Annotated in this window: 13 protein-coding genes; 10 read left to right on the plus strand and 3 right to left on the minus strand. The window is 63.3% G+C overall.

What is annotated here, in order from left to right; all coding sequences use genetic code 11:
• Window positions 1–50 precede the first annotated feature (50 nt).
• From tkt to fba, 6 genes are all read left to right on the plus strand, one after another.
• A complete protein-coding gene (gene tkt / locus PVZ80_RS30745) occupies window positions 51–2,048 on the plus strand; it encodes a transketolase (protein WP_009051271.1) in 1,998 nt (665 codons plus the stop codon).
• Window positions 2,049–2,195: 147 nt separating this feature from the next.
• Window positions 2,196–3,251 carry an erythrose-4-phosphate dehydrogenase gene (gene epd, locus PVZ80_RS30750; protein ID WP_009051270.1) on the plus strand — a complete coding sequence of 352 codons (1,056 nt, stop codon included), beginning with the start codon at window positions 2,196–2,198 and terminating at the stop codon, window positions 3,249–3,251.
• A gap of 42 nt (window positions 3,252–3,293) precedes the next feature.
• Window positions 3,294–4,457, plus strand: a complete 1,164-nt coding sequence (locus tag PVZ80_RS30755) for a phosphoglycerate kinase (protein ID WP_009051269.1) — start codon at window positions 3,294–3,296, stop codon at window positions 4,455–4,457.
• Between the two features lie 31 nt (window positions 4,458–4,488).
• On the plus strand, window positions 4,489–4,707 hold the full coding sequence (locus PVZ80_RS30760) for a hypothetical protein (protein WP_009045980.1): 219 nt from the start codon (window positions 4,489–4,491) through the stop codon (window positions 4,705–4,707).
• A gap of 60 nt (window positions 4,708–4,767) precedes the next feature.
• Window positions 4,768–5,097 (plus strand): MliC family protein, encoded by a 330-nt coding sequence (locus tag PVZ80_RS30765; RefSeq protein ID WP_007922315.1) that lies wholly within the window; start codon window positions 4,768–4,770, stop codon window positions 5,095–5,097.
• A gap of 255 nt (window positions 5,098–5,352) precedes the next feature.
• A complete protein-coding gene (gene fba, locus PVZ80_RS30770; protein ID WP_003229012.1) occupies window positions 5,353–6,417 on the plus strand; it encodes a class II fructose-bisphosphate aldolase in 1,065 nt (354 codons plus the stop codon).
• Between the two features lie 162 nt (window positions 6,418–6,579).
• Here fba and PVZ80_RS30775 read toward each other — a convergent pair whose 3' ends face one another.
• Window positions 6,580–7,251 carry a polysaccharide lyase family 7 protein gene (locus tag PVZ80_RS30775; protein ID WP_273864964.1) on the minus strand — a complete coding sequence of 224 codons (672 nt, stop codon included), beginning with the start codon at window positions 7,249–7,251 and terminating at the stop codon, window positions 6,580–6,582.
• A 319-nt stretch (window positions 7,252–7,570) separates the two neighbouring features.
• On the opposite strand from PVZ80_RS30775, the gene PVZ80_RS30780 reads away from it, so the two are divergent.
• The 3 genes from PVZ80_RS30780 to PVZ80_RS30790 are packed head-to-tail and all read left to right on the plus strand — an operon-like array spanning window position 7,571 to window position 10,566.
• Window positions 7,571–9,694, plus strand: a complete 2,124-nt coding sequence (locus PVZ80_RS30780) for a putative bifunctional diguanylate cyclase/phosphodiesterase (RefSeq protein ID WP_009051267.1) — start codon at window positions 7,571–7,573, stop codon at window positions 9,692–9,694.
• 42 nt (window positions 9,695–9,736) lie between these two features.
• The gene (locus PVZ80_RS30785) at window positions 9,737–10,249 is read left to right on the plus strand and encodes a M48 metallopeptidase family protein (RefSeq protein ID WP_016704232.1); all 513 of its coding nucleotides are present in this window, start codon (window positions 9,737–9,739) and stop codon (window positions 10,247–10,249) included.
• 20 nt (window positions 10,250–10,269) lie between these two features.
• The gene (locus PVZ80_RS30790; RefSeq protein WP_016704231.1) at window positions 10,270–10,566 is read left to right on the plus strand and encodes a winged helix-turn-helix domain-containing protein; all 297 of its coding nucleotides are present in this window, start codon (window positions 10,270–10,272) and stop codon (window positions 10,564–10,566) included.
• A 76-nt stretch (window positions 10,567–10,642) separates the two neighbouring features.
• Here the strand turns inward: PVZ80_RS30790 and PVZ80_RS30795 are convergent, their stop codons facing one another.
• Window positions 10,643–11,095: a GNAT family N-acetyltransferase gene (locus PVZ80_RS30795; protein ID WP_016704230.1), complete on the minus strand. Its 453-nt coding sequence runs from the start codon at window positions 11,093–11,095 to the stop codon at window positions 10,643–10,645.
• Between the two features lie 273 nt (window positions 11,096–11,368).
• Here PVZ80_RS30795 and PVZ80_RS30800 point away from each other — a divergent pair, with 273 nt between their 5' ends.
• Window positions 11,369–12,106, plus strand: a complete 738-nt coding sequence (locus tag PVZ80_RS30800) for a substrate-binding periplasmic protein (protein ID WP_273864965.1) — start codon at window positions 11,369–11,371, stop codon at window positions 12,104–12,106.
• Window positions 12,107–12,213: 107 nt separating this feature from the next.
• On the opposite strand, the gene yccS is transcribed toward PVZ80_RS30800, so the two are convergent.
• Entirely contained in the window at window positions 12,214–14,406 is a 2,193-nt protein-coding gene (yccS, locus tag PVZ80_RS30805) for a YccS family putative transporter (RefSeq protein ID WP_273864966.1), read from the minus strand.
• Window positions 14,407–14,535 lie beyond the last annotated feature (129 nt).

The raw sequence follows: 14,535 nt of genomic DNA on the forward strand, positions 1-14,535 counted from the left end.
TCCGATTCGTTTTATCCAACTCGACTTAGATAACCCCCAGGAGATCAGCGATGCCAAGCCGTCGTGAGCGTGCCAACGCCATTCGTGCCCTCAGCATGGATGCCGTGCAAAAAGCCAACAGCGGCCATCCCGGTGCCCCTATGGGTATGGCGGATATCGCCGAGGTACTTTGGCGTGACTACCTGAAGCACAACCCGAGCAATCCATCCTTCGCCGACCGTGACCGCTTCGTGCTGTCCAACGGCCACGGCTCGATGCTGATCTACTCGCTGCTGCACCTGACTGGCTACGACGTCACCATCGACGACCTGAAGAGCTTCCGCCAGCTGCACAGCCGCACCCCGGGCCACCCGGAGTTCGGCTACACCCCGGGCGTCGAGACCACTACCGGCCCGCTGGGCCAAGGCCTGGCCAACGCCGTGGGCTTCGCCCTGGCGGAAAAGGTCCTGGCGGCGCAGTTCAACCGTCCCGGCCACAACGTCGTCGACCACCACACCTACGTGTTCCTGGGCGATGGCTGCATGATGGAAGGCATTTCCCATGAAGTCGCGTCCCTGGCCGGCACCCTGGGCCTGGGCAAGCTGATCGCCTTCTACGATGACAACGGCATTTCCATCGACGGCGAAGTCGAAGGCTGGTTCACCGATGACACGCCAAAGCGTTTCGAAGCCTACAACTGGCAGGTGATCCGCAACGTCGACGGTCACGACCCTGAAGAGATCAAGACCGCGATCGACACCGCGCGCAAAAGCGAGCAGCCGACCCTGATCTGCTGCAAGACCACCATCGGTTTCGGTTCGCCGAACAAGCAAGGCAAGGAAGACTGCCACGGCGCGCCACTGGGTGCCGAGGAAATCGCCCTGACCCGCGCCGCGCTGAAGTGGAACCACGGCCCGTTCGAAATCCCGGCCGACATCTACGCCGAGTGGGATGCCAAGGAAACCGGTCGCGCCGTCGAAGCCGAGTGGGACCAGCGTTTCTCCGCCTACTCCGCCGAATTCCCTGAGCTGGCCAACGAGCTGGTGCGTCGCCTGAGCGGTGACCTGCCGGCCGACTTCTCCGAGAAGGCCGATGCCTACATCGCCGAAGTCGCGGCCAAGGGCGAAACCATCGCCAGCCGTAAAGCCAGCCAGAACGCCCTGAACGCGTTCGGCCCGCTGCTGCCGGAATTCCTCGGCGGTTCGGCCGACCTGGCCGGTTCCAACCTGACCCTGTGGAAAGGCTGCAAGGGCGTCAGCGCCGAAGACGCCAGCGGCAACTACATGTACTACGGCGTTCGCGAGTTCGGCATGACCGCCATCATGAACGGCGTGGCCCTGCACGGTGGCCTGGTGCCTTACGGCGCGACCTTCCTGATGTTCATGGAATACGCGCGCAACGCGGTACGCATGTCGGCCCTGATGAAGCAGCGCGTGATCCACGTCTACACCCACGACTCCATCGGTCTGGGCGAAGACGGCCCGACGCACCAGCCGATCGAGCAGATCGCCAGCTTGCGCTGCACCCCGAACCTCGACACCTGGCGTCCAGCCGATGCCGTGGAATCGGCGGTGGCCTGGAAGAACGCGATCGAGCGCAAGGACGGTCCTTCGGCGCTGATCTTCTCCCGCCAGAACCTGCAGCATCAGACCCGCGATGCCGTGCAGATCGCCGCAATCAGCCGCGGCGGCTACGTGCTCAAGGACTGCGCAGGCGAGCCTGAGCTGATCCTGATCGCCACCGGTTCCGAAGTCGGCCTGGCGGTGCAGGCCTTCGACAAACTGACCGAGCAGGGCCGCAAGGTGCGCGTGGTGTCCATGCCATGCACCAGCGTGTTCGATGCTCAGGACGCCGGTTACAAGCAGTCGGTCCTGCCGCTGCAGGTCAGCGCCCGTATCGCCATCGAGGCCGCTCACGCGGACTACTGGTACAAGTACGTCGGCCTGGAAGGTCGCGTCATCGGCATGACCACCTACGGCGAGTCGGCGCCTGCGCCGGCCTTGTTCGAAGAGTTCGGTTTCACCCTGGAGAACATCCTGGGTCAGGCTGAAGAGCTGCTGGAAGACTAAGTCCGCCAGTCGCGTTGTCTGCTGTTCTTCGCGGGCAAGCCTCGTTCCTACAGATCATCACGATCCCGTAGGCGCGAGGCTTGCCCGCGATGACAATGGAACAGGCAACGCGACAGTGATGGATTCACCCCGGTAATCGAGAACCCCATGCCTCAACCGCGTCCCTATAAAGTTGCACTCAACGGCTACGGCCGGATCGGTCGTTGTGTCTTGCGTGCCCTGTTCGAACGGGGGGCTGCGGCCGGGTTCGAGATTGTCGCGATCAACGATCTGGCCGACATGGCCAGCGTGGAATACCTGACGCGCTTCGACTCCACCCACGGCCGGTTTCCCGGCGAGGTGAAGGTCGATGGCGATTGTCTGCATATCAATGGCAACTGCGTGAAGGTTCTGCGCAGTGCCACCCCCGAAGGCATCGATTGGGCGTCCCTGGGCGTCGACCTGGTGCTCGAATGTTCCGGCGCCTATCACACCCGTGAAGACGGCCAGCGCTTTCTCGACGCCGGCGCGCCGCGGGTGCTGTTTTCCCAGCCGATGGCCAGCGAGGCGGATGTCGACGCCACCATCGTCTACGGCGTCAACCAGGACTGCCTGACCGGCGCCGAGCTGCTGGTGTCCAACGCATCCTGCACCACCAACTGCGGCGTGCCGCTGTTGCGCCTGCTGGACCAGGCCATCGGTCTGGAATATGTGTCGATCACCACCATCCACTCGGCGATGAACGACCAGCCGGTGATCGATGCCTATCACCACGAAGACCTGCGCCGCACCCGTTCGGCGTTCCAGTCGGTGATCCCGGTGTCCACTGGTCTGGCGCGTGGCATCGAGCGGCTGCTGCCGGAACTTGCCGGGCGAATTCAGGCCAAAGCTGTGCGCGTGCCGACCGTCAACGTGTCTTGCCTCGACATCACGATGCAGACCGTGAGCGATACCGACACCGGCGAAGTCAACCGGATCCTGCGCGAGGCCGCCACCAGCGGTCCGCTCAAGGGCCTGTTGGCCTACACCGAGTTGCCGCACGCCAGTTGTGATTTCAACCATGATCCGCATTCGGCGATCGTCGATGCCAGCCAGACCCGTGTTTCCGGCCCGCGGCTGGTGAACATCCTGGCCTGGTTCGACAACGAATGGGGTTTTGCCAACCGAATGCTGGATGTTGCAGGACACTATCTGCAAGCCGCTGCACCCAAAGCTGTCTCTTAACTTCCCGTTTCCAAAAAAACAGTAACCCAGGAATTGCGACCCATGACCGTGTTGAAGATGTCCGACCTCGATCTGCAAGGTAAGCGCGTACTGATCCGCGAAGACCTCAACGTCCCAGTCAAGGACGGTGTTGTCACCAGCGATGCGCGTATCCTGGCTTCGCTGCCGACCATCAAGCTGGCCCTGGAAAAAGGCGCGGCCGTGATGGTCTGCTCGCACCTCGGTCGTCCGACCGAAGGCGAGTTCTCCGCCGAGAACAGCCTCAAGCCAGTGGCCGACTACCTGAGCCGTGCCCTGGGTCGCGAAGTGCCGCTGGTGGCCGACTACCTGGGCGGCGTCGACGTCAAGGCCGGCGACATCGTGCTGTTCGAGAACGTGCGCTTCAACAAGGGCGAGAAAAAGAACGCCGACGAGCTGGCCCAGCAATACGCCGCTCTGTGCGACGTGTTCGTGATGGACGCCTTCGGCACCGCGCACCGCGCCGAGGGCTCGACCCACGGCGTGGCCAAGTTCGCCAAGGTCGCCGCTGCCGGTCCGCTGCTGGCCGCCGAGCTGGAAGCGCTGGGCAAGGCCCTGGGCGCCCCGGCCAAGCCGATGGCCGCTATCGTTGCCGGCTCCAAGGTGTCGACCAAGCTCGACGTGCTCAACAGCCTGAGCCAGATCTGCGACCAACTGATCGTCGGCGGCGGCATCGCCAACACCTTCCTCGCCGCTGCCGGTCACCCGGTCGGCAAGTCGCTGTACGAGCCGGACCTGCTGGATACCGCTCGCGCCATCGCCGCCAAGGTCAGCGTGCCGCTGCCAGTGGACGTGGTAGTGGCCAAGGAGTTCGCCGAAAGCGCGACCGCTACCGTCAAGCTGATTGCCGAGGTGGCTGCCGACGACATGATCCTGGACATCGGCCCGCAAACCGCGGCGAACTTCGCCGAGCTGCTGAAATCGTCCAAGACCATCCTGTGGAACGGTCCGGTCGGTGTGTTCGAGTTCGACCAGTTCGGTAACGGCACCAAGGTGCTGGCCCAGGCCATCGCGGAAAGTGCGGCGTTCTCCATCGCCGGCGGCGGCGACACCCTGGCGGCCATCGATAAATATGGCGTAGCCGAGCAAATCTCCTACATTTCTACCGGCGGTGGCGCTTTCCTCGAATTCGTCGAAGGCAAGGTGCTGCCGGCGGTCGAAGTCCTGGAAAGCCGGGCCAAAGCCTGAAGTCCCAATGGCCAGGCAAAGGAGTGTTCATATGGTCAAGACGTTACCGCTGTTGATCGTTGCGGGCTTGCTGGCCGGTTGCGGCAGCCAGCCTGCCCAGCCGGAGCCCGAGTCGGGAGAGCCGGAGAGAGGCTGCTATCAGGCCGACTGGCAGGCCGAGACCGCGCCGGTGATCAACAAGCGCATGGGACCCGATGGTCTGGACAAGTACGAGACTCCAGCCAAGGCCAAGGAACATGGTTGCCCTTGACGGGTCTGATTCGATAACGCGCTGTGCTGGCGGCCGTGGGCCGTCAGTCGAGGAACACCGATGAAAGGCTTTATCGCCGTGGCTGCGCTGGGATTGCTGGCAGGTTGCGCCAACTTCGACCTGTTCAAGCCGGCCGAGACGGACAACTGGACGACCTGGGTGTGCGACAGCCAGGCGCAAGTGGTCTGGCGCTACACCGACAGCAGCCGCAAGGAAGTCGATGTGCGGCTGGGCGGGGCCGACCAGGTCTATCGCCTGAAGCTGGAGCCGAGCGGTTCCGGTTCGCTGTACAGCAACGACATGCTGGCGTTTCACGAAAAAGGTGACGAAGGCCTGGTTTACTGGGTCGCCACCAACGATTTGATCGGCCGCGGCTGTAAAGCGCCGTAGGCCGGGAGCCGATGCTGAACCTGTAGGAGCGAAGCTTGCTCGCGATAGCGATCCAACCGTCAACAGAGATGTTGAATGTGATGACCCTGATCGCGAGCAAGCTTCGCTCCTACAGAGAGAGGCGCGACTCTTGAGATTGATGCAGTAACGAATCGGCAGGCCGGGCTGACCCCCGATCTGCAATCACTTGAATAGCAGCCGCCGCTACGGCAGGCTTGCACGATTAACGACCCTCGACCGGGAGAGATACACACAATGGCACTCATCAGCATGCGCCAGATGCTGGACCACGCAGCCGAATTCGGCTACGGCGTTCCAGCCTTCAACGTCAACAACCTTGAACAGATGCGCGCCATCATGGAAGCAGCTGACAAGACTGACTCTCCGGTGATCGTCCAGGCTTCGGCCGGTGCCCGCAAATACGCCGGCGCGCCTTTCCTGCGCCACCTGATCCTGGCGGCGATCGAAGAATTCCCGCACATCCCGGTGTGCATGCACCAGGACCACGGCACCAGCCCTGACGTCTGCCAGCGTTCGATCCAGCTGGGCTTCTCCTCGGTCATGATGGACGGCTCCCTCGGCGAAGACGGCAAGACCCCGACCGACTACGAGTACAACGTGCGCGTGACCCAGCAGACCGTGGCCATGGCTCACGCCTGCGGCGTTTCGGTAGAAGGCGAGCTGGGCTGCCTGGGTTCCCTGGAAACCGGCATGGCCGGTGAAGAAGACGGCATCGGCGCCGAAGGCGTGCTGGACCACAGCCAGATGCTGACCGACCCGGAAGAAGCCGCGGACTTCGTCAAGAAGACCCAGGTCGACGCCCTGGCCATCGCCATCGGTACCAGCCACGGTGCCTACAAGTTCACCAAGCCGCCTACCGGCGACGTGCTGGCGATCGACCGCATCAAAGAGATCCACAAGCGCATCCCCAACACCCACCTGGTGATGCACGGTTCGTCTTCGGTTCCGCAAGAGTGGCTGGCGATCATCAACCAGTACGGCGGCGACATCAAGGAAACCTACGGCGTGCCGGTTGAAGAAATCGTCGAAGGCATCAAGTACGGCGTCCGCAAGGTCAACATCGACACCGACCTGCGCCTGGCGTCCACCGGTGCGATGCGTCGCCTGATGGCCACCAACCCGAGCGAGTTCGACCCGCGCAAGTTCTTCGGCGCCACCGTAACCGCCATGCGCGACGTGTGCATTGCCCGTTACGAAGCCTTCGGCACCGCCGGCAACGCTTCGAAGATCAAGCCGATCTCCCTGGAAGCGATGTTCCAGCGTTACCTCAAAGGTGAGCTGAACGCCAAGGTCAACTAAGCCTTAGCGTTTCACGAAAAAGCCCGCAGCGATGCGGGCTTTTTTGTGCCCGGTTTTCCGAACCTGGTAGGAGCGAGGCTTGCCCGCGATAGCGGTCTGCCAGGCGACATCCATGGCGAATGTCAGGCCCTCATCGCGGGCAAGCCTCGCTCCTACGGAAGATCAGGTTTCGTTGTGATCGATATCCAGCTTGTAGAAGGTCACCTTGCCGCCTTCGGTGGTGTAGCCGGTGTTGTCCTGCACGTACACCCCGGCCTTGAAGTACAGCGGCTTGTCGCGCCAGGTGCTGCTGATCTGGGTGTCCCATTGGTAGCCCGCGGCGCTGACGCCCAGCGCGCCGCCGGGGCTGAGGTGGATCAGGTAGGAGAACTCGCGGTCCAGCGGCACGTTCTCGGCGACGATGATCACCCGGCTATCGGCATCGTCCGGATGCATGCGGACCTTGGCGACGATGTTGCCGCTCTGGGTGGTGGTCTTGTACTGGTACTCGACCTTCACCAGCGGCTTGGTGCTGTTGTAGGCGTGGATCTGGCCGATGACGATCTTGCCCGTGGACGGCACCTGGTTCACCGCCAGGGTGGCGTAGAGCAGGTTGTCGGCTTTCGGGTAGGTCCAGTTCTTCAGGGTGCCGTTGGCGTAGGTTTCACGCAGCTCGCTGCGCGGGTAGATGGCGTTGGCGGTGCGGGAGCCGGTGACGGGCGACCAGAAGAACAGGGTGCCGGTGTCGGAATGGAAATACTGGTCCTTGAAGCCATCCACCAGTTTGGGGGTGTCGATGGTCGCCGGTGGACTGCCTTCGGGAATGCTCAGATTCCAGGTTGCGAGGTCGATCATAGTCAAAGCTTCCCGATTTGGTGCCGGATGAAAAGCCGACAAAGGCTTTAGCCTGCGCTTTTGAAGGCGGTCTTTATAAGCGTAGAAGGTGCTTTTGTTAATGCCCGTCCGGCGGATAATTGGCGTCAACCATCTGTCGAAAAACCGCCGCCACCGCTTTCAGCGCCTATGGGGTTGACCGTTAGTCGGGTGCCTGGGGCTTTGGCTAAATGCTGGCGCTGTGACAGCTTCTGCTTTGCGGGTTCCGGGTCTAGAGTGAAGGCTCAGTTTTTGTCCGGTCTTCTTCGCAGGCCGGCCCTACACAGACAAGAGAAGCAGCATGGAATGCGCGCAAACTCGGCCAGGTGAAGCCAGCTCGGTCTTACTGATTGTTGATGATTACCCCGAAAACCTGCTCAGCATGCGCGCACTCCTGCAGCGCCACGACTGGCAGGTCATGACCGCCGCCTCGGGCGTCGAGGCCCTGGGGCTGTTACTGGAACACGACATCGATCTGGTGTTGCTGGATGTGCAGATGCCGGAAATGGACGGTTTCGAAGTCGCCCGCCTGATGCGCGGCAGCCAGCGAACCCGCCTGACCCCGATCATTTTCCTGACCGCCAACGAGCAGTCCAAGGACGCCGTGATCAAGGGCTACGCCAGCGGTGCGGTGGATTACCTGTTCAAGCCGTTCGACCCGCAGATCCTCAAGCCCAAGGTCCAGGCGTTGCTGGAGCAGCAGCGCAACCGCCGTGCGCTGCAGCGCCTGAGCCACGACCTGGAGAACGCCCGGGCCTTCAACGCCTCGGTGCTGGAAAACGCCGCGGAAGGGATTCTGGTGGTGGATGAAGGCGGGATCGTCCGTTTCGCCAACCCGGCGATCTCGCGTTTGCTCGACGCTCCGGTGAGCGAGCTGGAGGGCTCGGCGCTGCTCGACTATCTGCAAAAACCCCATGTGCCGCAGTGGGCCGAATCCGAGCTGTATGCCTGCTATTGCAAGGGCGAGACCTACCGCCTGCACGACGCCACGCTGCGTACCCTGCCGGGCCAGCAGGTGTCGGTGGCGTTGTCCTGCGCGCCGTTGCCGAGCGAACAGAAGGCGATGGTGGTGACCCTGCTCGACATGTCGGAAGTCCGCCACCTGCACCAGCAACTGGAATACCAGGCGGTGACCGATCCGCTGACTGGCCTGCTCAACCGGCGCGGCTTCTACCAGACCGTGGAAAGCGTGTTGCTGCGCAGCGAGCGCTCGGACAAGTCGCTGGTGCTGCTGTACCTGGACCTGGATGGTTTCAAGCGGGTCAACGATTCCCTGGGGCACGACGCGGGGGACCGGGTGCTGCGCTGGGTGTCCGAGCAGATGAAAGCCTGCCTGCGCTCCTTCGACATCCTGGCGCGCATGGGCGGCGACGAGTTCACCGCCTTGCTGGAACTGGAGTTTCCGGAACAGGCGGCGAAGATTTCCGAGAAGCTCATCGAACGGATATCCATCTGTCAGCAGATCGACGGCCTGGATGTTGCCCTGGGGGCCAGCATCGGCATCGCCATCTATCCCGATTGCGGCTCCAACCTGGATGGCCTGATGCGCGCGGCGGACATCGCCATGTACGAGTCCAAGCGTGCCGGGCGCCAGCAATACCGTTATTACGACCACGAAATGAATGGCCGTGCCCGTTCGCGACTGATGCTCGAGGAAAGTGTGCGCAGTGCGGTCGAGCGCAAGGAGTTCAACCTGGTGTACCAGCCCCAGGTGGCGATTGCCGACGGGCGCCTGCGCGGTTTCGAAGCCTTGTTGCGCTGGCGGCATCCGAGCGTCGGCGATGTGCCGCCGGGGTTGTTCCTGCCGCTGCTGGAGGAAGCGCGGCTGATCAGTCGCCTGGGCAGCTGGATCTACCAGCAGAGTACGAGCCAGCGGGCGTCCTGGAAAACACTGTTCGCCGAGCAGACCGTGCTGGCCGTGAGCTTGAGCGGCACCCAGTTCGCCATGCCGAACCTGGCCACCGAACTGCGCCAGGTCCTGGAACGTCATGGTCTGGAGCCTTGGCAACTGGAAGTCGAGATTACGGAAAGCGCCTTGACCCAGAACCTCGATGAGTCGCGCAAGCAACTGCGCCTGTTACGCAGCCTCGGGGTGCGGGTGGCGCTGGACGACTTCGGTTCGGGCGACTGTTCGTTGGCTCATCTGCGGGACCTGGAGCTCGATACCCTCAAGCTCGACCGCCACCTGATCGCCAGGTTGCCGGATTCGACGCGGGATGCGGCGCTGGCGCGCTGCGTGATCGACCTGTGCAAGGCGTTCGGTGTGCTGGTGATCGCCGAAGGCGTGGAAACCCTGGAACAGTACCGCTGGCTGCAGGCCAACGGCTGTGAGTACGTGCAGGGTTTCCTGGTGGCGCGGCCGTTGATCGCCGCGGATGCCGAGCGCTTTGCCGAGCCCTTCGACTGGAGCGCGTTGCCGGGTTGAATTCGCTACACTGGCGGCCTTTCGTGATTGCGTTACCGCCCCATGACCGCGTTGAAATACCTCCAGGCCTATCCCGCCACCCTGCAAGAACAAGTGCGCCAGCTGATCGCACAAGGGCGGCTGGGCGACTACCTGAGCCAGCGTTACCCCGGCAAGCATGGGGTGCAGAGCGACAAGGCGCTGTACGGCTATGCCCTGGAGTTGAAGCAGGAGTACCTGCGCAATGCCCCGGCCATCGACAAGGTGCTGTTCGACAACCGCCTGGACCTGACGCACCGCGCCCTGGGCCTGCACACCACGATTTCGCGGGTCCAGGGCGGCAAGCTCAAGGCCAAGAAGGAAATCCGCATCGCCTCGCTGTTCAAGGAAGCGGCGCCGGAGTTCCTGCGCATGATCGTTGTCCACGAGCTGGCGCACTTCAAGGAAAGCGAGCACAACAAGGCCTTCTACAAGCTCTGCGAGCATATGCTGCCGGGCTATCACCAACTGGAATTCGACCTGCGGGTCTACCTGACCTGGCGCGAGCTGCAAGCGCGCCCGGGCGGGGCCGAGTGACCCTGGGCAAGGAGCGGGCGATGGACGTGAGCAAGACCAAGAGCAGTTTTTACCGCCGGCTGTACGTGGCCTACCTGATCGACAGCGGCCTGGCCAGCAACGTCCCGGCCCTGACCGAGGCGACCGGCATGCCGCGGCGCACGGCGCAGGACACCATCGCCGCCCTGGCGGATCTGGACATCGTCTGTGAGTTCGAACAGCAGGACGGTGCGCGCAATCATGCCGGCAGCTATCGGATCAAAAACTGGGGCGCGATCGACAAGGGCTGGATCGAGGCGAATCTGTCGCGGATCAAGGCGGTGCTGGAGTATCCCTGAGGGATCCCGACAGCCCATCGGTGTGTATGCGAGCCTGCTAGCCCTTGTAGGAGCCAGCAGGCTCGCGATCGCGATATCAGCTGCGGCGCATGCCGATATGCGGGATATCGTCTTCCAGGTACTCCTCGCCCACGACGTTGAAGCCGTAGCGCCCGTAATACCCCTGCAAATGCGCCTGGGCCGACAGATAGATCGGCGTGTGCGGCCAGTGTTTCTGCGCCTGTTTCAGGGCGTGCTCCATCAGTTCATGGCCCAGCCCCTTGCCCCGGGCTTGCGGGGCAATCACTACGCGGCCGATGACCACGTCGCCACCCTGGGAGACCGGGTCGAGCAGGCGCAGGTAGGCCACCAACTGGTCATCGTCCCAGGCCATCAGGTGGCAGGTGTCGCCCTCCAGGTCCTGGCCATCGACTTCCTGGTAGGCGCATTTCTGCTCGACCACGAAGACTTCGGTACGCAACCGCAGGATCGCGTACAACTGCTCCTTGCCCAGATCGGTGTGGTGTTTGCAGACCCATTCGATTGTCATCGTTTCATCCTTTGGAAAGCTGTGCCCGGATGTTAAGCGCCTGGCGGGTGGCTTGTCTTGCCTGGCGGCGCAGTGGCAATTCTGTGAGGTAGGTCAAAATGCCATCATCGCGTTGGTTCGTGGCTGGCTTCTTTGTGTAATCTGCGCTGAAGCGCTGTGCAGTGGCGCCCATAAGCTACTGTTAGGAGCTGGATCGCGGCCGTCCACCGGCCGGAGAACCTCGAGTCTGGGCAAAAACACGCAGGGCTGTCCGCCCGCTAAGGATCTTTTAGCATGCTGCGATTGCATCGAGCTTTTGCTTTGATCGGATTGCTGTTGCTGGGCCAGAGCGCTTATGCGGAAAAATTGCGATTGGTGGCCGACGCCTGGCCGCCCTTCACGGATGCGACGCTGGTCAACGGCGGGCTGGCCACCGACATCGTCAGCACCGCGCTGGCCCGGGCCGGTTACGCCAGCGAGTTCGAACAGGTGCCCTGGGCGCGGGCCCTGCTCGGCGTCGGCGAGGGCCGTTACGACGTGCTGGTGAATGCCTGGTTCAATGAGGCCCGCACCCAGCTGGGGCAGTTCTCCTCGGAGTACCTGGTCAATCGGGTGCGTTTCATCCGGCGCAAGGATACCCCCGTCGAATACACCAACCTCAAGCAATTGCACCAGTACCCCATCGCCGTGGTGCGTGGTTATGCCTACTCGCCCGATTTCGACAGCGATCCGGAGCTGCAGAAGGTCCTGGTGCACAACTTCGCGATGGCGGTGCGCATGCTGGCGGCCGACCGGGTCAAGCTGACCCTGGAAGACGAATACGTCGCCCGCTATTACCTGGCGCGGGAGTCGCCACGGGTACGCAATTCGGTGGAATTCCTGCCCAATTCCCTGAGCGAGAACGGCCTGCATATCCTGGTCAGCCTGAAGAACCCCGCGCATGCGCAGATCGTGGCGAAGTTCGACCGGGAGATCGAGGCGATGAAAGCCGACGGCAGCTACGACCGCTTGCTGCGCCAGCACGGGATGTAAACGGCGCCATTAAAGCTATTGCGGCAAGCTGGGCGCCAAGGCTGAAACCTGCGGCGTGCTTGAAAGCTTGCGCCTCCTGCGGAGGCGATCGCAGCCTGCGGCAGCGGCTACGCGGCCTGTTCTTCGCCGGTGTCCTTGATCAGGTGCGCCGCCAGGGTCCGCAAGGGCCCCAGTTGGCGGCAGATCAGCGCCAGCTGGGTCTGCACCAGCCTTTGGCCCTCATCGATCTCGTCCGGCATCTGCTCCAGCTCGTTGGCCAGGGCTTCTTCGGTATCGCTCTGGATCGCCACCGGCTGCTTGCTTGCCAGGCCCTGGGCAATTTCATCGATGCTGCTGGCCAGGCTGACCCCGGCCCCATCGATCAGGTGCTCGCGGACTTCCGTCGGCAACTGGGTTTCCCGGTGCGCGCCGAGGCCGGAGAGGTAGCTGAGCAAGGTGTGCGACAGCACCAGGAAACGAAAGCCGACGTCCGCTTCCTTACGGAAGTGCCCAGGCTCCATCAGCATGTTGGCCAGGGTGGTGGACAGCGCCGCGTCGGCGTTATGGGCATTGCGCCGGGCCAGGCGGTACGCCAGGTCGTCGCTCTTGCCGGCCGCGTACTGCTGCATGATCTGCCGCAGGTAGATGCTGTTGCAGGTCAGGGTATTGGCCAGCACTTTGTTCAGGCGTCGGCCCTGCCAGTCCGGCAGGAACAGGAACACCGCCAGGCCGGCGATCAGGCTGCCCAGCAGGGTATCGAACAGGCGCGGCAGCAACAGCCCGTAGCCGTCGCCCACCTGGTTGAAGCAGAACAGCACCATGATGGTGATGGCGGCGGTGGCCAGGGTGTAGCGAGTGGTGCGGTTGGTAAAGAACACCACCCCGGCGGCGATGGCGAACAGCGACTGCACCAGCGGGCTGGGGAACAGGTCGAACAGCGCCCAGGCGACGACCAGGCCGATGGCGGTGCCGATGATCCGCTGGCCCAGCTTGCGTCGCGTGGCGCCGTAGTTCGGCTGGCAGACGAACAGGGTGGTGAGGATGATCCAGTAGCCCTGGGATGGGTGGATCAGGTGCACCATGCCGTAGCCGATGCTCAGGGCCAGGGGCAGGCGCAGGGCGTGGCGAAACAGCAGCGACGTCGGGGTCAGCTGGGTGCGCAGGCGGGTCCAGACATCCTTGAAGTTGCGCGGCGAACGGTCCAGCAGGCTGCTGTCGGTGGCGTCGGCCAGGGCGTCGGGGTTGCTGGCGTCGCTGAGCAGGCGGTCGAGGGTGCCGAGGTTGGCGGCCAGCGCCCGCAGCGAACGCAGCAGGCCGCGCCAGGCCGGGTTGCTCTGGATGCGCAGGTGTTCCAGGGAGGCGTGCAGGTCGCTCAGGGCCTCGGCGAAGCTGGCGTCGTAGACGAAGGGCTGGCGCAGCTGGATGGATTCGCCCAGGGCCCGGCAGGCCTTGCCTTGCTGGCGCAGCAGGCGCTGGCAGCGGAACAGCACGTCGCTGTGGAAGAACGCATCGGCCAGGGCGTTGTAGGGGTAGTGGGACGAGCTGGCGCGTTCATGGATGTCCTGGGCGAGGAAATACAGCTTCAGGTAGCGGCTGACTTTCGAGCCCGGCCGGCCGTTGCCGACCCGATGCAGGATGATTTCCTTGGCGGCGTTCAGGGCCGCCACCACCCGGCCGTTCTGCTGCGCCAGTTCCAGCCGGCGCGCTTCCACGTCCAGCTGGCGAATCGGTTCGAACAGCGACGACTTGAGCTTGAGGTAATAGCCCAGCTCGCGGAACAGGCGCGCCAGGCTCTGCTGCACCGGCTGGTTGGAAAACATCGCCTGCCACAGCACCGACAGCAGGCCGTACCAGGCAGCGCCGGCCACCAGCAGCAGCGGTTCGTGCCAGAAGTCGGTGACGGCGCCGCCGCGCTGGTCCACGCCGATCATGGTGTAGACCGACAGGATCAGGGTCGCCGAGGCGATCGCCCCGTAACGTTCGCCCAGGGCGCCGAGCATGGTCAGGCCAAAGCTGGCCAGCGCCAGGGCGATGACGAAGATCCACGGGTAGGGGAACAACAGTTCGACGGAAAGGGCGGCGACGCTGAAGCACACCAGGGTCACGGCCAGGGCATTGATCCGGCCTTGCCAGCTGTCGTCGGTCTCGGCCAGGGCGCTGGCGATAATCCCCAGGAACAACGGGATCAGCAAAGCCATTTCGTCCTGGTACCAGCACAGCGCCATGCTCCCGGTCAGAGCGATGAACACCCGCACGCTGTAGCTGAATTTATCCAGCGCCCAAAGGCGCCGCAGTGACTGACGAAAGCTGGTCGATGACATGAAGTGAGAAAGCCTTCCGGGGCGATGCCGCTAAATTGAGCCAGTATTGACGCCCGCGCAATGGGGTCGTCACATCCGCCAGCAAATTCTGTTCCTGCTGATGTTCATCGGTACCTGTAGCCGCTGCCG

The sequence above is a fragment of the Pseudomonas sp. B3G-3 genome, assembly GCF_028640915.1.
Taxonomy (GTDB): Bacteria; Pseudomonadota; Gammaproteobacteria; order Pseudomonadales; family Pseudomonadaceae; genus Aquipseudomonas; species Aquipseudomonas chlororaphis_I.

Coding starts and splice junctions, on each gene's coding strand:
- tkt (WP_009051271.1), top strand. CDS start 51: ATGCCAAGCCGTCGTGAGCGTGCCAACGCCATTCGTGCCCTCAGCATG.
- epd (WP_009051270.1), top strand. CDS start 2,196: ATGCCTCAACCGCGTCCCTATAAAGTTGCACTCAACGGCTACGGCCGG.
- PVZ80_RS30755 (WP_009051269.1), top strand. CDS start 3,294: ATGACCGTGTTGAAGATGTCCGACCTCGATCTGCAAGGTAAGCGCGTA.
- PVZ80_RS30760 (WP_009045980.1), top strand. CDS start 4,489: ATGGTCAAGACGTTACCGCTGTTGATCGTTGCGGGCTTGCTGGCCGGT.
- PVZ80_RS30765 (WP_007922315.1), top strand. CDS start 4,768: ATGAAAGGCTTTATCGCCGTGGCTGCGCTGGGATTGCTGGCAGGTTGC.
- fba (WP_003229012.1), top strand. CDS start 5,353: ATGGCACTCATCAGCATGCGCCAGATGCTGGACCACGCAGCCGAATTC.
- PVZ80_RS30775 (WP_273864964.1), bottom strand. CDS start 7,251: ATGATCGACCTCGCAACCTGGAATCTGAGCATTCCCGAAGGCAGTCCA.
- PVZ80_RS30780 (WP_009051267.1), top strand. CDS start 7,571: ATGGAATGCGCGCAAACTCGGCCAGGTGAAGCCAGCTCGGTCTTACTG.
- PVZ80_RS30785 (WP_016704232.1), top strand. CDS start 9,737: ATGACCGCGTTGAAATACCTCCAGGCCTATCCCGCCACCCTGCAAGAA.
- PVZ80_RS30790 (WP_016704231.1), top strand. CDS start 10,270: ATGGACGTGAGCAAGACCAAGAGCAGTTTTTACCGCCGGCTGTACGTG.
- PVZ80_RS30795 (WP_016704230.1), bottom strand. CDS start 11,095: ATGACAATCGAATGGGTCTGCAAACACCACACCGATCTGGGCAAGGAG.
- PVZ80_RS30800 (WP_273864965.1), top strand. CDS start 11,369: ATGCTGCGATTGCATCGAGCTTTTGCTTTGATCGGATTGCTGTTGCTG.
- yccS (WP_273864966.1), bottom strand. CDS start 14,406: ATGTCATCGACCAGCTTTCGTCAGTCACTGCGGCGCCTTTGGGCGCTG.